Raw genomic sequence first — 18,885 nt, 5'->3', positions numbered from 1 at the left:
GGCCAATGGCAAAGCATTTTCCGACAAAACCGACATTAACCCTGATCCGGGGCCTTCCCGGATCAGGGAAATCGACACTTGCCACAACGATTTGCGAAAAGACCGGCGCCATCCATCTCGAAGCCGATCAGTTCATGGTGGACCGCAACGGCGATTACCGGTTTGACGGTCGGAAACTGCGTGACGTCCATGCACGCTGTGAAACCGAATGCGATGCCTATCTATCCACTGGACAAGCCGTTGTTGTTTCCAACACATTTAGCGAAATCTGGGAAATGCAGGCTTATCTAGACATGGCAGAACGTCATGACGTGCCCCTACAGATCATCGAATGCCATGGACAGTTTCGCAATATCCACGGCGTCCCCGACGATAAAATCGATGCCATGCGCAAACGCTGGCAACAACTTCCCGATCGTTATCGCTAGCCGCTCAATTCACGGTCGAGAAGACCTTTTTGAGAACATCCGTCGTCCAGCGCGCCGGGTCGTTACGGATATCGGCTTCCTGCTTTGCGATGTAATAAAACAGGCCATCCATCGCCTTGTTGGTTGCGTGATCGGAAAGTGATGCCTTGATGTCAGGCACCATCGGCAATGTGTCATACTGCCCCATCATTTGATCGTAAAGCTGCAGTGCGCCGGTATCAGCCAATGCTTCGCCAATCACGGGTCTTAACCTGTTTTCGATATCGCCACCCGACACGCGGCGCAGATATTTTGTCGCCGCGTTTTCAGGCCCATCAAGAATACCCTTGGCATCTTCGAGCGTCATGCGGTTGACGGCATCGGCCAAAATATCACCGGCATCCCGCATCGCCTGTTCGGCGGCGCGGTTCATTCGCAATTCAATTTCCTCGCCATAACTGCCAAGCCCGGCAGCACTTAGCAACGATTGCGCATGCTTGACGCTATCAGGCAGCGGAATATGCGCCACCGGGTCAGCATTGAAGCCATCCGTCACGCCAAGATCGGTGGTGACAACCTCAACCCCCTTATCAAGCGCCTGACGCAGGGCATCCGAAACCGTTTCGTCCGAAAGCCCCGCCATTGATGCCGAACTGCCACCCGAACCGCTGCTGGTCGTGTTGTTCCCCGTCACGCTGCCCAGTGCTTCCTTGGCCTTGTCAAAAAAGGATTGCGCCGACGCATCGACCGATATTCCGGCGATCAGAGCCAAAAAAGAGGCTGATACAATCAGGCGGGTAAAGGTGGTGGATTTCGTTGGCTGTGCTCGCATGGATGTCCCCTTGGTTTTGATATTTTCACCATCCTGCAGGCAGATCATGGCCTTGAAAAGACAAAACCCCGATCAATGACCGGGGTTTTGCAACATTTCAAATTCAGGCTGATAGATCAGTCGACCAGTTCGACTTTCTTGCCATTCAGCAGCAACTGACCGCCTTCGGCCGAAACCGGAATGGTATCGCCATCCTTGACCGTCCCTTCAAGGATCTGCATCGCCAGCGGGTTTTGCAGATAGCGTTGAACAACACGTTTAAGCGGACGTGCACCATAAACCGGGTCATACCCCTTATCGGCCAGCCAGCTTTTGGCGAACTCGTCAAGCTGCAGGGTGATTTTGCGATCAAACAGCAGCTTTTCAAGACGACCCAACTGGATATCGACAATCGTATCCATCTGGGCACGTTTCAGGCGATGGAAAAGAAGCACTTCGTCCAACCGGTTCAGGAACTCCGGGCGGAACGACGCCCGCACGACTTCCATCACCTGGCTGCGCAATTCGCTGCTGTCATGGCCTTCTTCCTGATTGGCCAGAATGTCGGCCCCCAGGTTCGACGTCAGGATGATCAACGTATTACGGAAGTCGACCGTGCGTCCCTGCCCGTCGGTCAAACGACCTTCGTCAAGAACCTGCAACAGAACGTTGAACACATCGGGATGGGCTTTTTCAACTTCGTCAAACAGCACCACCTGATAAGGACGCCGCCGCACAGCTTCGGTCAGCGAACCGCCTTCTTCGTACCCGACATAGCCCGGAGGCGCACCGATAAGCCGCGACACCGCATGTTTTTCCATGAATTCCGACATATCAATGCGAACCATGGCCTGTTCATCATCAAACAGGAACTGCGCAAGCGCCTTGGTCAATTCGGTTTTACCAACACCGGTCGGGCCAAGGAACAGGAACGATCCCATCGGCCGGTTCGGATCCTGCAACCCGGCACGTGCACGCCGTACCGCATTCGAGATCGACCGAACGGCTTCATCCTGACCGACGACGCGTTTGCGCAGGATGTCTTCCATTCCCAGCAGCTTTTCACGTTCGCCTTCCAGCATCTTGTCGACCGGAATCCCCGTCCAGCGCGACACGACCGAAGCAATGTGCTTTTCAGTCACCGCTTCTTCTTTCATGCCGTCGGCCTGATCGTCTTCGGCCTTTTCAAGCAACCGTTCCAGTGCGGGGATTTCTTCATATTGAAGCTGTCCCGCACGGTCGAGCCGCCCGTCACGCATCGCGCGTTCAAGTTCGCCGCGTGCCTGATCAAGCTGTTCCTTGATATGGGTCGATGCCGCGAGTTCCTTTTTCTGGGCTTCCCATTTCGCGGTCAGTTCCGCCGATTTTCCTTCGAGCTCGGCCAGTTCCTTGTCAAGACGACCCAGACGATCTTTCGATGCCCGGTCTTCCTCTTTCTTAAGGGCTTCGCGCTCGATCTTGAGCTGAATGATACGGCGATCAAGTTCGTCGATTTCTTCGGGCTTGGAATCAAGTTCCATCCGAAGACGCGACGCCGACTCATCCATAAGGTCAATTGCCTTGTCAGGCAGGAAACGGTCCGTGATGTATCGGTTCGAAAGGGTTGCCGCCGCAACCAGCGCATTATCGGCAATACGCACACCGTGATGGAGTTCGTATTTTTCCTTGATACCGCGCAGGATCGAAACCGTGTCGGAAACGCTTGGTTCGGAAACGAATACCGGCTGGAAACGACGGGCAAGTGCCGCGTCCTTTTCAATATGCTGGCGATATTCGTCCAGGGTTGTCGCCCCGACGCAATGAAGTTCGCCGCGCGCCAGTGCCGGTTTCAAAAGGTTGGAGGCATCCATCGATCCCTCGGCCTTTCCGGCCCCGACCAGCGTGTGCAATTCATCAATGAACAGAACAATCTGCCCTGCTTCAGCCTCGATCTCAGACATCACCGCTTTCAGACGTTCCTCGAACTCACCACGGAACTTCGCACCAGCAATCAGCGCGCCAAGATCAAGCGACAGAAGTTTCTTGTCCTTGAGCGTTTCGGGCACGTCACCCTTGACAATGCGCAATGCCAGACCTTCGGCAATGGCGGTTTTACCCACGCCGGGCTCGCCGATCAGAACCGGGTTGTTTTTTGTCCGGCGCGACAGAACCTGAATCGCACGCCGAATTTCTTCGTCACGGCCGATCACAGGGTCAAGCTTACCCTCACGTGCCGCCGCCGTCAGATCACGCGCGTATTTCTTAAGCGCATCATACTGGCTTTCCGCACCGGCACTATCAGCCGTACGGCCCTTACGGATGTCGTTGATCGCCCCGTTAAGGGCCTGTGCGGTAACACCGGCATCGGCCAGAACCTTGCCAGCCACCGATTTTGGATCAAGCGCAATAGTCAAAAGCAACCGTTCGGCTGTGACGTAGCTGTCACCGGCTTTCTTGGCGACTTCCTGTGCCTGATCGATCAGGCGGGCAAACTCGGATGATAGATAAATCTGGCCATTGCCGCCCGAAACCTTGGGCAGTTTTGCCAGTTCCTGCGCACAACGATCCTGTGCGGTTTTGGGTTTTCCGCCCGCTGCCTTGATAAGATTTGCCGCCAGACCTTCTTCATCGTCAAGCAGCACTTTCAGAAGATGGATCGGCACAAATTGCTGATGGTTTTCACGCAGCGCCAGTGATTGTGCCGCCTGAAGGAACCCTTTGGACCGGTCCGTAAACTTTTCGAATTCCATGCCTGTCACTCCTTGAGCCAACAGTATCGTATCATGCGGACCTTCTTGGAAGCATCCGCGACCTTAAGTGGTTTTATCCACAATAGAGATTATCAATCATTCTATTGCCGACGTCTTTGATATGTCTCAGTTCCAAGTCTTTGCAAGACGATACCCCTACAAAAGTTGCAAGAATTATTTGTGCACCGCAGCACCATTTTCTGGCACCATTCAAGATTACGGCGAAAGGCGTTGTCATTCTGGCCAAATCTGTTGTCTGCCAACTGGCGGGAAGTCTTGCCCTCGGGATAACAACGCATTAACGTCGCCATTCATATTTTTCTGGCCTGCCTGTCGACCCGCCCCGTTTGCCGACAGATAACCGCGCCCCACAGGATCAAACGCCATGACTATCGAACTCAAAGCCATAAAAAGATACCCGGTCAAAGGACTAAGCGGCATCGAAATGACTACTGCCGACATCACGGCTCATCAGATGCTGAAGGATGACCGTCGCTTTATCATCGCGACTCAGTCATCGGTCGGGCAGGACGGTGTGCACGAATGGGCTCGCAAAAGCAATTTCCTGCAATTGGTCAACACGCCGAAACTCGCTGAACTTGGCATCGAATATGACGACGCGACAACAACGTTGTCGATCCTGCGGAACGGTCGCGCAATCTGCAAAGGCAATCTTGAAGACAAAATGGGCCGCACCGTGGTCGAGGACTTCCTGAAGGCATTCCTGAAAAATGACGCCGCCGGAACACCTAAAATCTATTCGGTCCCCGATGTCAGCTTTGGCGACATGAAGGAACCCTATATATCGGTCATCAATCTGGCATCGGTACGCGATTTCGGCGACCGTATTGTTCAGAAAGAAATCGATCCGATGCGGTTTCGTGGCAATCTGCTGATTGACGGGCTTGAGCCGTGGGCCGAACTGAAATGGGAAGAAGGCCAGATCGTTCAGATCAATGGCGTTGATTTCCGGGTCATCCATCCGATCACGCGATGCAAGGCAACCAGCGTCAATCCCGGCACAGCCGAGTCTGATATCAACGTTCCGCTGATGCTGCGCAAGGGGTTGAACCACCTTTACATGGGTGTTTATGTCGAACCGGTCAATTCCGGCCAGATCCGGCCCGGCGACGAAATTGCCGTTATAAAAGACTGACACGCAAGATTGTCACGCTCCGACGTCAGCTAGCTGAAAGTCGGGGCGTGAACAGCCATCCCCTGAAACATCTCGTCATGATACCAGTCAATCCGGTATGCCCGGATCGGCGGGACACCTTTGCGAAACAGTATCTGTTCTTCGGCCGGAAACCTTGCGACTTCGGTTGACCTCAGGATAGGCTGATTGTCCTGTGGTCGCAAATGCACCGGCCGGTCACCACTCGCACCGCCACCGGTATCGTCAAACTTCGACATCGCTGTCAGTCCGGAAACCCAGTCGAGGTTGAAAGCCCCGTCCTGGCTGAGCACCGAAATCGCATCCGCCCGCCCGACAACGTTTTCCCAGTTCAGGCAAACATCCATCAGGCCACTGACACCGGAAAAACCGGGCCAGATGATCATGCCATCGCCAAGCCCGCCGCCCAAAAGACGTTCAAACAACGGCATGCGGCCAATCGCCTCGATCCCGTCAAACAGCACCAGAAACTCCGCATCCCCGCTTTTCCAGTCGCGACGGGTAATAAGCTGCATCATGGCGCCAATCATCACCCGGCTGAATGCGGTCTGGGTGTCGGGTGTTTCCCCGCCCATCTGACCGACAATGAAAATCGAGACGGGCCGACCGGTCAGATCATCAATGCCAAACGTGCTGTTGCTCACAACCCGTGCAATCGCGGGATTGTCGAAATCTGCTGTTGCCATGCGACATGCTTCGATAATCGACAGACGCTGGTCCTCAGTCATATCAAGAATGGTCAGGGCAATATCGGAAATCCTGCCATCGGCAGACTCGATTCCCATCAGTTCTTCAAGGATTTTATAAAACCGATGAGACGGCATCACCAGATTGCGCCGAACCTCGGCAAGGCTTCTGTTTTCTTTCAGGCTCTTTTGCATGGTGTAAACGATGAATCCCTGCAAAAGAGTACGTGCCGCACGGGTTTCCTGTTCGTCAAGTTCCTGAACAAAGACTGGCGCCAGCAATGTATCGGCAATTAGCCCGGCATCCGCAATCAGCCCTTCGCCCTGCTGGCGCATGAAATCGCAAGGATTGAACTGATCGGTTTCCGCCCCAGCCTGACCATGCGGATCAATCAGAATAACCCGTTGCCCCAACTTTTTGCGGCGATCCTGCACGGCACGGTAAATGCTGCCATGACGTTCATAAACAAACAGCGCACCAGTATGCAGCAAAGCGTTCGGCTCTGCCGAGGCGCGGTAATATTCTTCGGGTTTGCTGGAAAATGTGATTACCCGACGCAGTCCCGATGAGCCGATCAACCTTTTCTCCGTTCCCCAGCGTCCGAGAACGATTGACGGCTTGGGATCAAGAAGCTTGCGAGCGTCAAGGTCTTCTACCTTCGCCCACTGGCCTTCGGCCTTCATTCGTGCGGCCTGCATTGGCGAAACGGATTGCTTTTTATTGGACGGCGACGATTGCAGACGATTAAGGACGATAACAATCAGCGGCAGGAACATTGGGATGATAAAACAGACAGCCCCCAGTAAAGCCAGTTCATAGTCACCGTTAAACACGCCAAGAGCGACAACCATCGCACCAAGCGCCCACAACAGCACCATGACGACCCGGAACAAACCTGTTCCCATCATTCAACCCCCAAGAGTGTTTACCTGTCTTTTGGCGAAGTAACCCCGTTGCATTTTCATGCCTTCCGCCCCGCCAGCAGGCTCCGTTACCATCAAGTGATATCAGTTAAAATCGCAAGTTGCACCATATTACCTATTTATGGACGGGCAGTTTCACATCAAGAAGTCCAATTGACAGTCCGGCAAACAAACCAGTCGCAACGCTGTTTTTCAAAACCAGAAAACAACAAACCCCGCGGGATTTCTCCGGCGGGGTCTGTTGTAATCGTGGCAACGCAAAGGATCAGGCAGAAACAGTTTCCGCCGATTTATCTTCGCTTGAGCCCTCTTCGCCGTCCTCACGACCGGCAGCACGGCTGCGGCCACGACGGGCTGTCGGATGACGACCGCGTGTGCGGCTTGTTGCGGCAGCGGCTTTACGCGGTTTCTTTTCTTCACTGTCCGCCGATGTGTCAGTATCAGCATTGTCAGCTGGCTCTATATCCAAAGACGGCTGGTCGCTGTCTTCGGACGCCGCCTTTGGTGGGCGACCACGCGGTGCAGCACGGCGCGCACGCGGTGCACGCTTTACCGGCGCGGCATCGCCATCGTTGCTGTCTGCGGAAGGAGCAGCGGCAGAAGCGGCAACGTCATTGCCATCGGACGAATTGTTGCCAGTATCATTCGACGTATTATCTGCCGATGCCGCAACGTCATCCTGGCTGACAGAGTTATCGTTGCTGTCGTCACCATTCTGGTTTTCGCTACGCTCGTCACGGTTCGGGCGATTGTTACCCCGATCATTCCGGTCGTTGCGATCATTACGCTGCGGGCGCGGGTTATTATTGTCGCCACGCTCTTCGCGACGCTGGTTTTCCCAGTCAATCGCGGCCTGCAAAATACGATGATAGTGTTCCGCATGCTGGTAATAGTTTTCAGCAAGAACCGGATCGTCAGTGCAATCCTTGGCCAGCGAAACATATTTTTCGTAAACCTGCTGGGCGTTTCCACGAACGCGCCCGTCCGGACCGTTACTGTCAAAAGTCTGAAATTTCGGATTTACAGGACGTTTATTCGGCTGCTGCCGTCCGCGCGGACGCTTATTATTGTTGTTGTTGTTGTTATTTCTCATATCAACATGTCTTTGGTGTTGAAGGACAAATCCGGATTCATCTAGGAATCCCGGAACCACTCCGTCTGAAAAACATATTTCCCGCTAAACAGTACCGGTCAAACGGCACTAGGACAAACCCACCGAAGACCTTGAAGGGAACGGAGATTCATTACTGTTTACAGGGGAACACGGCGCTTTCATAGCGCGTCGGGCACCCGGCCCGTAGAAACAACCTATATGGCTTGACGCCTTATTCCAACTGTTTTTTTCAATGCCCGTATTTTTTTTGCAATGACGTGGCAGATCGGTCAGATCACACAGCGCCCGACCGAGCAGCGGGTCTTTTTGGCCGCAACACAGCGCACGATCCCGCCCAGGTCTTCGCGATATTCCACACCAACAAAACCGGCCTCGACCAAGAGGCGGGCAACGTCTTCTTCCTGTCCCTGTCCGATTTCAAAAATCACAAACCCGGCCGGTTTGACGAAGGAAAACGCCACCTGTGACAGAATACGATACGCCCCAAGTCCGTCGCCTTCGTCCGTCAGTGCCAGACGCGGATCATATTCGCGTACTTCCGGCGACAGTGTTTCCATATCGGCCTGTGTGATATAGGGCGGATTAGACACCACCAGATCAAATCCGGTCTGGCGTTCCCCATCCGTAATCGCACTGTCCCAGTTAGAAACACGGAACTCAACCTGATCGGCAAGATCAAGACGCTGGGCATTTTGGCGCGCGCAGGCAACCGCACCCTCGCTGATATCAACGCCAAGTCCGCTTGCATTTTGCAAATCGCCAATGATCGACAGCAAAAGGCACCCGGTGCCCGTTCCGAAATCAAGAACCGTTGGTGCATCTACATCTTCGAGCCAGTCCAGCGCCAGTTCAACAATCGTCTCGCTGTCCGGTCGCGGGTCAAGCGTTTCGGACGAAAGCCTGAAACTGTGCCGCCAGAAATCCCGCTGCCCCAGAATACGCGATACCGGTTCATGCTTCAGGCGACGCGCAACCATGTCGCGGAACTTTGCAACGGCATCTGCCCCCACCACGTCTTCCGGCCACGCAGCAATCCGGCTGCCATCGACACGGGCGGCATCAGATAAAAGAATACGGGCGTCCATTCGGGCATTTTCAATACCGGCATCACGCAGAGCGCCAACCGCCTCGGCCATCAAGGCACCAAGGGTTAGCGCATTGTCTTTCGTGCTGGCATTGTCTGCCGTCATCGGATCAATTCTCGATCTCGGCCAGTTTCTGTGCCTGATCTTCGGCAATCAGGGCATCAATCATTTCATCGACCGAGGGCCCGCCGGTGATGAAATCGTCCAAACGATAAAGGGTCAGGTTGATGCGATGATCCGATACACGTCCCTGCGGGAAGTTATAGGTCCGGATACGTTCCGAACGATCACCTGAACCGACCTGTGATTTGCGATCGGCCGCACGTGCACTGTCCTTGCTTTCACGTTCCTGATCATACAGGCGCGAAAGCAGCATCTTCATCGCCTTTTCCTTGTTCTTGTGCTGCGATTTTGCTTCCTGACTCGCAGCGACCACGCCGGTTGGAATGTGGGTAATACGCACCGCACTGTCCGTGGTGTTGACGTGCTGGCCACCGGCCCCTTGCGAACGATAAGTATCAATCCGCAAATCTTTCGGATCGATATGAATATCGACTTCTTCTGCCTCGGGAAGAACGGCGACCGTTGCCGCCGAGGTATGAATACGCCCGCCGCCCTCGGTCACAGGAACACGCTGAACCCGGTGCACGCCACTTTCGAATTTCAGGCGCGCAAACACACCTGCACCCGATACGTTGACGATAACTTCCTTGTATCCGCCAAGGTCATTTTCGTTGGCGTCCATCTGCTCGAACTTCCAGCCACGGTTTTCCGCATAACGCTGATACATGCGATACAGGTCGGCGGCAAAAAGTGCGGCTTCCTCGCCGCCGGTACCGGCGCGAATTTCAAGGATGGCGTTCTTTTCGTCCGCGTCATCCTTGGGCAGAAGCATCAGCTTCACTTCGTGCTCGGCCTTGGGCAATTCGTCGAGGATTTCATATTTCTCGGCTTCGGCCATTTCACGCATGTCGCGATCAGACCCGGCATCGTCAAGGATTTCCTGCGCGCCCTCCAGATCGGCACGAAGCTTTTTTACCTTCTCGACCGCATCAACAATCGGGGACAGTTCGGCATATTCGCGCGACAGTTTGGCAAACGAGTCACCATCCGTCGCCCCGCCCGACAGCAGGGATTTGAGTTCGTCGAACCGGCGTACAACGCCATCAAGTTTACCGGGGTCCAGACTCACTCTTTGTCCTCCTTCGGGGTTTCATCATTATTTTCGGCTTTGCTGGCATTCGAACCGGACTGCAACGCGAACAGACGCGTCAAAAGCTTCTGCGCTTTCATCCATTCGACCGTTCCGGCACCATCCGTGGTTGCCGCAAGGTCTTTAAGCGCTTGGGTAGGCGTATGCAACAACCGATTGATCAGAAGCCGGGTCGCCTTTTCGGCATCACCATGACTTTCGCGCAAGGCATCGTTGCGAACGGTTTCGAAATGCGCCCTTAAATCCGCCATCGCCGGGATGGCGGCACGTTCGGCCCGCACGCGAACGAAATGCTCGACCTCTTCCTCAATCAGCGCCCAGGCCTCGTCGGCCTTTTCCTCGCGCCCGCCGCGCCCCTCGGCGGCGATCTTTTCAAGATCGTCCAGCCGATAGAAAAACACCTCGGCGATCTCGTCGACCTGCGGATCGATATCGCCGGGAACCGCCGTATCGATCATCAGGATCGGGCGATAACGCCGACGCTTGATCGCATCCAGGGCGCGCGCCTTGTCAATGATATAGCGGCGCGATCCCCCAGCGGTCAGGACCATGTCGGCCTCGGCCAATAAACGATCAAGATCTTCAAGTTCCGACCAATGGCAATCAAGCCTGCGCGCGACAAGACGTGCCCGCGCAGCCAACCGGTCGGTGACCAACACCCGTCCCATGCCACGTTCGGCAAGGGATGCGGCAATCAGTTCGCCCATATCCCCGGCACCAGCCAGAAGCAGCGTGCAATTGGCAATATCGCCATGCAGGTCGCGTGCAACGGATTGTGCTGCCGCCGCAATCGAAACCGCGCCCTGCCCGATCCCGGTTTGGCTTCGGACCTTTTTGGAAATGGCATAGGCCGTCTGATACACCAGTTCCAGCTCGCGCCCGACAAGCTTGTGATGCCGAGCGATCCGATGGGCATCCTTGACCTGCCCGAAGACTTCGGGTTCGCCGATCACCAGACTGTCAAGAGACGCCGCAACCGCAAAAACATGGCGCAACGCATCGCGCCCGGACCGGATGTAAAGCTCGCTTGCCAGCCTGTCGCGATCGATATCCGCCCAAAGGGCCAGAAGATCAATCAGCCGTTCCCGACCGCGTTCCGCATCCGACGCCAGCAAATGGATTTCGGTACGGTTGCAGGTCGAAACCACAATCGCCTGCCCCAAGCGGGCCTGCAAAATCGCCGACAGGAACTGCGGCAGGCGGGCTTCGTCGATGAACAGACGATCACGCGTATCCTCGCTAGAGCGCCGATGATTGGTCCCGATCACCATCAGGCGATCCAGCGGCCAGTCTCCGGCTTCTTCACGCGGGAATGCGTCTGTCACCCTGCACTTACCTTTTGCCGATTACGCCCGCAAGCTGATCAAGCGCGATTTCCTGCTGTTCACCACTGTCAAGGTCGCGAAGCTGGGCGACGCCCTTTGCCAGTTCGTCATCGCCAAGGATAACCGCGAGACGGGCATTTGCCTTGTCCGCGCGCTTCATGCGTTTTTTCATGTTCCCGGCATAGCCGAGCTCGACCGCAATACCGGTTTCGCGCAATGTCTGTGCGAGTGTACGGCATCGTGCCTCGGCCGCATCCCCCATCGGGATCAATGCAATCGGACGCAGACCGGCCGGGGCTTCGCCGACCATCAGAGCCAGACGTTCAACACCAGCCGCCCAGCCAACACCGGCCGTCTGCGGGCCACCCATGGTCGAAATCAGGCCATCATAACGGCCACCGGCCATCACGGTTCCCTGTGCGCCAAGGGTGTTGGTCGTGAACTCGAAACAGGTGTGACAATAATAATCCAGACCACGCACCAGACGCGGATTCAGCTCATATCCGATACCAATATCGCCAAGCCCGCCAGTCAGCGACTTGAAGAATTCCTGACTGTGTTCGTTCAGATATTCGGCAAATAACGGTGCATTGGCGACCAGTTCCCGGTCGCCTTCATCCTTGGAGTCAAGGATACGCAGCGGGTTCTTTTCAAGGCGTGCCCGGCTGTCTTCCGACAGTTTGTCGAAATGTCCCTTGAAATAATCGACCAGAACGTCGCGATACGCTGCCCGGCTTTCCGGATCGCCAAGGGTGTTAAGCTCCAGCGTGATGCTGTCCCACAGGCCAAGAGACTTAAGGATATGCGCACCATAGGCGATCATTTCGATATCACCTGCGACCTGCTCGACACCCAGAAGCTCCGCGCCGATCTGGTGGAACTGGCGCTGGCGGCCTTTCTGCGGGCGTTCATAACGGAACATCGGCCCGTAATAGGAAACCTTGACCGGGGACATCTGCTGCATGCCGTTCGAGATATAGGCACGCGCAATGCCAGCCGTTCCTTCGGGGCGCAGCGTGATCTGTTCGCCACCGCGATCCTCGAAGGTATACATTTCCTTGGTCACGACATCGGATGTATCGCCAAGGGTACGGGCAAAGACCTCGGTAAATTCGAAGATCGGCGTGGACATGCGATGGTAACCATACAACTCGCCGATGTCGCGCGCGACCTGCGCGATATGATCCTGCAGACGGTTCTGTTCAGGCAGAAGGTCATGCGTGCCACGGACGGGTTGAAGCGATGCCACTTTGGGTCTCCGATCTAACTTGAATTCCAGATATTTGCGCCAAAACGGTCAACGCAAATTCATGTGAACATGAAAATAGCTTTCCGCCCGGACGGCGGAAAGCCAAAATTCGTCAATTCTGCTAAGCTATTCCGCCGCGGCCAACTTTGCGGCTTCTTCGGCTTCGATCTTGGCCGCGCGTTCCTCGACCAGTTCGACGATATGGTCGACCATTTTTTCGGTGCTGATATTGTGATCGGGACGGCCGGAGATATACATTTTGTGGTTGCCACCACCACCACCGGTAAGCCCGATATCGGTTTCGCGGGCCTCGCCCGGGCCATTGACGATGCAGCCAATGATCGACAGCGAAATCGGGGTTGAAATGTGGGCCAACCGTTTTTCAAGCTCGGCCACCGTATCAACCACATTAAAGCCCTGACGCGCGCAGGACGGGCAGGAAATGATCTGCACACCGCGGGTCCGAAGGCCAAGCGATTTCAGAATATCATACCCGACATGGATTTCCTCGACCGGGTCGGCTGACAGCGACACGCGCAACGTATCGCCGATACCGGCCCAGAGAAGATTGCCCATGCCAATTGCTGATTTCACCGTACCGCCGCGCAGGCCACCGGCCTCGGTAATGCCCAGATGCAGCGGATAGTCACATGCTTCGGCCAGGCCGTAATAGGCGGCAACCGCAAGGAACACATCGGATGCCTTGACCGAAATCTTGAACTCGTAGAAATCCTGATCTTCAAGGATTTTGGCGTGGTTCAGCGCGCTTTCGACCATCGCCTCCGGGCAGGGTTCGCCGTAACGTTCCAGCAATTCCTTTTCGAGCGACCCGGCATTAACCCCGATACGCATCGAACAGCCGTGGTCCTTGGCCGCCTTGACGACCTCGCGCACGCGTTCTGTCGATCCGATATTACCCGGGTTGATCCGCAGGCACGCCGCACCGGCTTCGGCGGCTTCGATCGCACGTTTGTAATGGAAATGGATATCGGCAACGATCGGGACATGCACCTGCTTGATGATGTCTTTAAGCGCCGCGGTCGATTCCCTATCCGGGCAGGAAACACGAACAATATCGGCACCTGCTTCTTCAAGGCGCAAAATCTGATCCACGGTTGCCGCAACATCGGTGGTCAGGGTGTTGGTCATCGACTGCACCGAGATCGGCGCGTCTCCACCAACTTCCACATTACCGACGCGGATCTTGCGGCTTTTGCGGCGTTCAATATCTCGATAAGGGCGGACGCTCATTTCCGGTTCCAAGCAAATCTGTGTCTCTGGCCGACTATATAGCTTATCAGGGGCTAATTAGAAACCGTTGCCTTACGGTTTTTCCGTCAGATTTTGCAAAGCTGTCATAAAAAAAGCGGCCATATCAGGCCGCTTTTTCGAAAATCAGGGGTGACGCCATCACAAGGATGGCAGACATCCTTACTGTGCCGTCGCCGGTGCCGTTCCTTCAAGGGCTTCAACATCAAGCGAGAAATCCGAAATCACCGCACCGTAATCACCGACCGGCAGGGCTTCCTTGCCATCGACGCTATAGGTCAGTGCGCCTGCATTGCCAACTTCGAGCATCAGGCCGTCCTTGTTCGGAACACGATACGTGTCGCCTGCGCTCAGCATCCGGGTCAGCAGGATGTTGCCATCGCCTTCGCGAATACGCACCCAGCTGGTTTCAACCGCCTCAATGGTGACACGGCTGTCAACATTGACCGCCCCGAAAACACGTCCGCCGCCGACTTCGTCAACTTCGGGCGCTGCCGGAACGGCGGCAGTTTCTGCTGCCGGTGCTGCCGGTGTCTGTGCTGCCGTTTCGGACGCAGGTGCAGGCGCCTCCGCCGCAACCTCTGGCACGGCTGCCGGTGTTTCGACCGGTGCCGCGGCTTCTGCCGGTGCTTCGGCAACTTCGGCCGGCGGCGTCTCAGCCACTTGCGGGGCTGCTGCGGTTTCGGCTGTATCGGTTGCTGCTGCGGGTTCCTGCTGTGCAATCACAGGGGTATCGGCTGCCGGTGCTTCTGCCGTCTCGGCGGTTTCCCCGGTCGGAGCAGAGGCCGAAGGTCCAACTTCTGCCGCACGGGCATCGGCCGCATTTTCCAGATTGCGTTCCGGAACGGCCTGTTCGCCGCCTGACGTATAGCTTGCCAGTCGTTCGGGCAACGGATCAACCAGATCGGCGATGGTTTTGCCCTGGCTCGACAGATAGTACCAGCCACCATAGGCGCCGATACCAAGCAATGCCGCAATCAGAAGGACCGCCCCACCGGGGACGCGGCTTTCCTGAACAGGTTTCGGGAAACTAAGTTCGGTCCGGGCTGCGGGCGCGTTGCTCTCCGCACGGAAACGCCGCACGATTTCTGCCCCGTCCAGTCCGAGATGTTCGGCATAGGCTTTGATAAAGCCCAAACCATACGGGCCACCGGGTAACACCGAATAATCGCTGTTCTCGATCGCCTCGATATAAATCTTGCGGATACGCAGCAAACGGCAAACGTCTTCGACGCTCTGACCAAGATTATTCCTGGTGTGGCGCAAAAGACGCCCTACTTCGGCCTGATCAGATGAATAGCCGTTATCTACTTCCATTTTGATGTCATTTGACGGCCCATTTCCAGGCAACGGCCTGAAACGCAAGCGCCCCCCGGATTGCTCGTCCAAATGATCTTCCTTTCGCTTTCCGATCGCCAACTCCGCACCCCCACGTTACGATCTAGCAATAAAAATAGCAGAATCCCCACCAAAAGCGATTGTTTTTAAAGTTTTACACCGTGATCTATTGCGAAAGCCTTAAGACGCGACCGCAACGATTTACTCGAACTTCCCATGATCGACAGGACATATCCCTCAACGCTTGCCGCATTCATGCTTCGGACCATCTCCTTTACAGGACCGACCGCAGCAGGTGCCATCGACAGGCGGCGAATACCCAATCCGATCAGGGCCATCGCTTCAAGTGGTCGTCCGGCCATCTCGCCACAGATGGTCAGACGGACATTCCGTTCGTCACACAATGTGACAAGTTGCCGCATAAATGCGAACACACTTGGCGAAAGTGTGTCATAACGCCCCTCCAACCGCGGGTTCCCACGGTCGGCAGCGAACATAAACTGCAGCAGGTCGTTGGTTCCGACCGACAGAAAGTCGACGCGATCCAAAAGTGCCGGTGCCTGCCATATCAGCGCCGGAACTTCCAACATCGCCCCAACCTCGACCCGGTTCGGTACATAGCCGCGTTCTGCTTCGCGCTTTAACTGCTGATCCAGAAGCTCTTTTGCCTGATCGAATTCTGCGACTTCGGCAATCATCGGGAACATGACATACAGGTCCCGCTCGTGAGCAGCCCGGATCAACGCGCGCAACTGATGAACAAGCACTGCAGGACGATCCAGCGTAATACGGATCGAGCGCCAGCCCATCGCCGGGTTCTCTTCTGTCATATCCTCCCAATAGGGCAACAATTTGTCACCCCCGACATCAAGAGTACGAAAGACAACCGGGCGCCCTTCGGCCTGTTCGAAAATACGGGTATATAAACGGGTCTGATCGCCAATATCGGGCATGGCCGATCTGACCATGAAAGGAATTTCCGTCCGATAAAGGCCGATCCCGTCCGCACCGCTTTCGATCACATGGGGCACATCAATTAGAAGTCCCGCATTTACGTTCAGCGAAATATCGATCTCGTCGCATGTCCGGGCCGGCATATCGCGCATCTGCGCATACAGCGCCTTGCGTTCCGCCCGTGCTTTCAGCGCACCGTCGATAACCGAACGGACATCCTCGCTTGGCCGGACAAACAACTGCGCATTGTCTGCATCGACAATCAGCGGATCACCGGTTTCAACCTTGTCGAGAACGCCCTTGACCCCGCCCAGGACCGGAATATCAAGCGCACGAGCAACAATCGCCACGTGCGAGGTGTGCGATCCTTCTTCAAGGGCAAGGCCACGCAAGCGCGTGTGATCGTAATCCAGAAGTTCCGCCGGGCCAATATTGCGCGCCACCAGAATGATATCGTCGGGCAACTCGCCAAAGGCCGGGGACTGATACTGCCCCGAAAGATGCTGCAACAGCCGGTTTGCCAGATCTTCAAGATCATGCAGGCGTTCGCGCAAATACGGATCGCTGACCTGGGCCATGCGGGCACGGGTATCGTCATGCACCTTCTGAACCGCGGCTTCGGCTGTCAGGCCGGTATGGACCGCCTCGGTAATGCGGTTCAGCCAGCCGGTATCCTGCGCAATCATTTTATAGGCTTCGAGGATATCACCCGGATCATCATCGCCGCCATTGCTGTCCATTCCAGCAACGGCTTCAAGCATCTTGTCGAGGTGATCCTGAAGCCCGCGCATGGCATCGCGAAGCCGGGTCAGTTCTTCGTCCGGGTCGTCCGACACCATCCGGTCGATGACGATGCGCGGTTCATGCAGAACCGCAATGCCCTTGCCAATCCCCGGTGCCAGACGCGCCCCGCCCAGACGCAAGGGCAAAAGCGCAATCCCGTCAGTCGGGATCAGTTCTTCACGGCTGACCAGCTCGCCACCAGCGACCATTTCGGCCAAAACCATGGCAACGTTTTCAAGCGCTTCCTGCTCATCCTCGGAATAAAGGCGTTCGGTCCGGTTCTGCACGGCAAGCACACCGATGATACGGCCACCGCGCAGGATCGGCACACCGATCATGGAATGATAGATTTCCTCGCCGGTTTCCGGGCGATAGGCAAAGTTCGGATGGCTTTGCGCATCTTTAAGGTTAAGAGGCCGGGCATGTGCCGCCACATAACCCACAATCCCCTCGCCAACCCGAAGACGGGTCATGTGGACCGCCGCCGGGGCTAGACCGCAGGTCGCAAAAAGTTCCAGAACCTCGCCTGCCCGCATCACATAGACCGAACACACCTCTGCCACCATATCGGCGGCAATGATGGTCACAATCTGCCCAAGGCGTTCTTCTGCCGTCCCCGGACCAGCCATGACGTCGCGGACGCGCTTTAAAAGGCGTCGCGGACCAGTGACTGCGGCGGACGGCATGCTCATCGGGTTTAATTGTCTCTTCGTACGAGGGACTGAACGGCCTGTTCGACCAGTTCTTCAAGAATTTCGGCTACCGGTTGTTCTTTCTTTACCATACCAACCGACTGTCCTGCCATAACCGATCCGCTTTCGACATCACCATCAATAACGGCCCGGCGAAGCGCCCCCGCCCAGAAATGTTCGATCTCAAGCTGGGCTTCGCCCTGATCGACCTCACCGGCACGGAATTTCGCAATCACCTTGCGCTGGGTATCAAGGAATTCGTCAGTTCCCTTGTTGGCAAGCGCACGCACCGGAATGACCGGGAAACGTTCGTCAAGCTGCACCGTGGTAACCGCGTCGCGTGCGCTGGCACGGATAAAGGCCTTTTTGAAATCCGGATGGGCAATGCATTCGGTCGCACAAACAAGACGCGTCCCGACCTGAACCCCGGCGGCTCCCTGTTCAAGCAATCCGGTCATGGCTTCGCCACGACCGATACCGCCGGCACAGAAAATCGGCACATCCTTGATTTCCGGAAGGATCTCCTGTGCCAGAACAGTCAGTGAAACCGGGCCGACATGCCCACCGGCTTCGCTGCCTTCGATCACCAGCGCATCCGCACCTGATCGCACCAGCTTCTTAGCCAGCACCAGCGCCGGTGCAAAACAGACAACCTTGGCAAATTCCTTGGCTTTCTTGATCGATGCCGATGACGGCAGACCACCGGCCAGAACCACGTGACCAACCTCGTGCTCGCGGCAAACCTCGATCAAGTCGTCAAGCATCGGGTGCATGGTAATCAGGTTCACGCCGAACGGCTTTTTGGTCAGCGCCTTGGTTCCGGCAATTTCGGCTGACAGCAAATCCGGGGTCATCGACCCGCAGGCAATCACGCCAAAGCCACCGGCATTTGAAACCGCCGCCACAAGGTGACGTTCGGAAACCCAGGACATTGCACCCGCCAGAATGGCGTAATCCGTTCCCAGAAATTCCTTGCCCGCCGCCCACAATTTTTCAAGACGGGCGCGTGCCGCATCGAATTTCGGATCGCTCATATCATCAGTACCCCAAAGCAGAAATGCAGGGAACCGGGGTTCCCTGCCATTTCATCATAAAGGCCGAAACCGATAGTTCCAGCTAGTATGTAATAATT

General features: G+C 55.9%; 14 protein-coding genes. 2 read left to right on the top strand and 12 right to left on the bottom strand.

Annotated elements, in window-relative coordinates; translation table 11 throughout:
- The first annotated feature begins 5 nt into the window (after positions 1-5).
- On the top strand, positions 6-428 hold the full coding sequence (locus AUP42_RS20270) for an ATP-binding protein (RefSeq protein ID WP_062953396.1): 423 nt from the start codon (positions 6-8) through the stop codon (positions 426-428).
- Positions 429-432: 4 nt separating this feature from the next.
- On the opposite strand, the gene AUP42_RS20265 is transcribed toward AUP42_RS20270, so the two are convergent.
- Together AUP42_RS20265 and clpB are read right to left on the bottom strand one after the other, a co-directional pair.
- Positions 433-1,239 carry a DUF4197 domain-containing protein gene (locus tag AUP42_RS20265; protein ID WP_231858372.1) on the bottom strand — a complete coding sequence of 269 codons (807 nt, stop codon included), beginning with the start codon at positions 1,237-1,239 and terminating at the stop codon, positions 433-435.
- A gap of 116 nt (positions 1,240-1,355) precedes the next feature.
- Positions 1,356-3,947, bottom strand: coding sequence for an ATP-dependent chaperone ClpB (clpB, locus tag AUP42_RS20260; RefSeq protein ID WP_062953394.1), 2,592 nt, complete (start codon positions 3,945-3,947; stop codon positions 1,356-1,358).
- Between the two features lie 385 nt (positions 3,948-4,332).
- On the opposite strand from clpB, the gene AUP42_RS20255 reads away from it, so the two are divergent.
- Positions 4,333-5,103, top strand: coding sequence for an MOSC domain-containing protein (locus AUP42_RS20255; RefSeq protein ID WP_062953393.1), 771 nt, complete (start codon positions 4,333-4,335; stop codon positions 5,101-5,103).
- A gap of 29 nt (positions 5,104-5,132) precedes the next feature.
- On the opposite strand, the gene AUP42_RS20250 is transcribed toward AUP42_RS20255, so the two are convergent.
- From AUP42_RS20250 to AUP42_RS20205, 10 genes are all read right to left on the bottom strand, one after another.
- Positions 5,133-6,716 carry a type IV secretory system conjugative DNA transfer family protein gene (locus tag AUP42_RS20250; RefSeq protein WP_231858371.1) on the bottom strand — a complete coding sequence of 528 codons (1,584 nt, stop codon included), beginning with the start codon at positions 6,714-6,716 and terminating at the stop codon, positions 5,133-5,135.
- Between the two features lie 280 nt (positions 6,717-6,996).
- Entirely contained in the window at positions 6,997-7,824 is an 828-nt protein-coding gene (locus AUP42_RS20245) for a DUF4167 domain-containing protein (RefSeq protein WP_231858370.1), read from the bottom strand.
- Positions 7,825-8,114: 290 nt separating this feature from the next.
- Positions 8,115-9,035, bottom strand: coding sequence for a peptide chain release factor N(5)-glutamine methyltransferase (gene prmC, locus AUP42_RS20240; protein WP_062953391.1), 921 nt, complete (start codon positions 9,033-9,035; stop codon positions 8,115-8,117).
- 4 nt (positions 9,036-9,039) lie between these two features.
- Positions 9,040-10,122 carry a peptide chain release factor 1 gene (gene prfA, locus AUP42_RS20235; protein ID WP_062953390.1) on the bottom strand — a complete coding sequence of 361 codons (1,083 nt, stop codon included), beginning with the start codon at positions 10,120-10,122 and terminating at the stop codon, positions 9,040-9,042.
- On the bottom strand, positions 10,119-11,468 hold the full coding sequence (gene hemA, locus AUP42_RS20230; protein ID WP_062953389.1) for a glutamyl-tRNA reductase: 1,350 nt from the start codon (positions 11,466-11,468) through the stop codon (positions 10,119-10,121). Before hemA ends, prfA begins: the two co-directional genes overlap by 4 nt.
- 7 nt (positions 11,469-11,475) lie before the next feature.
- Entirely contained in the window at positions 11,476-12,717 is a 1,242-nt protein-coding gene (hisS, locus tag AUP42_RS20225; RefSeq protein WP_062953388.1) for a histidine--tRNA ligase, read from the bottom strand.
- Positions 12,718-12,843: 126 nt separating this feature from the next.
- The gene (gene ispG / locus AUP42_RS20220) at positions 12,844-13,968 is read right to left on the bottom strand and encodes a flavodoxin-dependent (E)-4-hydroxy-3-methylbut-2-enyl-diphosphate synthase (protein ID WP_062953387.1); all 1,125 of its coding nucleotides are present in this window, start codon (positions 13,966-13,968) and stop codon (positions 12,844-12,846) included.
- 180 nt (positions 13,969-14,148) lie between these two features.
- Positions 14,149-15,303, bottom strand: a complete 1,155-nt coding sequence (locus tag AUP42_RS20215) for a helix-turn-helix domain-containing protein (RefSeq protein WP_062953452.1) — start codon at positions 15,301-15,303, stop codon at positions 14,149-14,151.
- A 167-nt stretch (positions 15,304-15,470) separates the two neighbouring features.
- Complete coding sequence (gene ptsP, locus AUP42_RS20210; protein ID WP_062953386.1) at positions 15,471-17,753, bottom strand: phosphoenolpyruvate--protein phosphotransferase; 2,283 nt, start codon at positions 17,751-17,753, stop codon at positions 15,471-15,473.
- Positions 17,754-17,758: 5 nt separating this feature from the next.
- Positions 17,759-18,787, bottom strand: coding sequence for an NAD(P)H-dependent flavin oxidoreductase (locus AUP42_RS20205; protein ID WP_062953385.1), 1,029 nt, complete (start codon positions 18,785-18,787; stop codon positions 17,759-17,761).
- Positions 18,788-18,885: the final 98 nt, after the last annotated feature.

Origin of the sequence: Thalassospira lucentensis (assembly GCF_001613805.1) — a bacterium.
Taxonomy (GTDB): Bacteria; Pseudomonadota; Alphaproteobacteria; order Rhodospirillales; family Thalassospiraceae; genus Thalassospira; species Thalassospira lucentensis_A.
The sequence above is the reverse complement of the archived record's forward strand: the minus strand, read 5'-3'. Positions and strand labels throughout refer to the sequence as shown.

Excerpts from the sequence above, each read along its gene's own strand:
- AUP42_RS20270 (WP_062953396.1), top strand. The coding sequence starts at position 6 with ATGGCAAAGCATTTTCCGACAAAACCGACATTAACCCTGATCCGGGGC.
- prmC (WP_062953391.1), bottom strand. The coding sequence starts at position 9,035 with ATGACGGCAGACAATGCCAGCACGAAAGACAATGCGCTAACCCTTGGT.
- AUP42_RS20245 (WP_231858370.1), bottom strand. The coding sequence starts at position 7,824 with ATGAGAAATAACAACAACAACAACAATAATAAGCGTCCGCGCGGACGG.
- AUP42_RS20205 (WP_062953385.1), bottom strand. The coding sequence starts at position 18,787 with ATGAGCGATCCGAAATTCGATGCGGCACGCGCCCGTCTTGAAAAATTG.
- AUP42_RS20265 (WP_231858372.1), bottom strand. The coding sequence starts at position 1,239 with ATGCGAGCACAGCCAACGAAATCCACCACCTTTACCCGCCTGATTGTA.
- clpB (WP_062953394.1), bottom strand. The coding sequence starts at position 3,947 with ATGGAATTCGAAAAGTTTACGGACCGGTCCAAAGGGTTCCTTCAGGCG.
- AUP42_RS20250 (WP_231858371.1), bottom strand. The coding sequence starts at position 6,716 with ATGATGGGAACAGGTTTGTTCCGGGTCGTCATGGTGCTGTTGTGGGCG.
- ptsP (WP_062953386.1), bottom strand. The coding sequence starts at position 17,753 with ATGAGCATGCCGTCCGCCGCAGTCACTGGTCCGCGACGCCTTTTAAAG.
- ispG (WP_062953387.1), bottom strand. The coding sequence starts at position 13,968 with ATGAGCGTCCGCCCTTATCGAGATATTGAACGCCGCAAAAGCCGCAAG.
- AUP42_RS20255 (WP_062953393.1), top strand. The coding sequence starts at position 4,333 with ATGACTATCGAACTCAAAGCCATAAAAAGATACCCGGTCAAAGGACTA.
- AUP42_RS20215 (WP_062953452.1), bottom strand. The coding sequence starts at position 15,303 with ATGGAAGTAGATAACGGCTATTCATCTGATCAGGCCGAAGTAGGGCGT.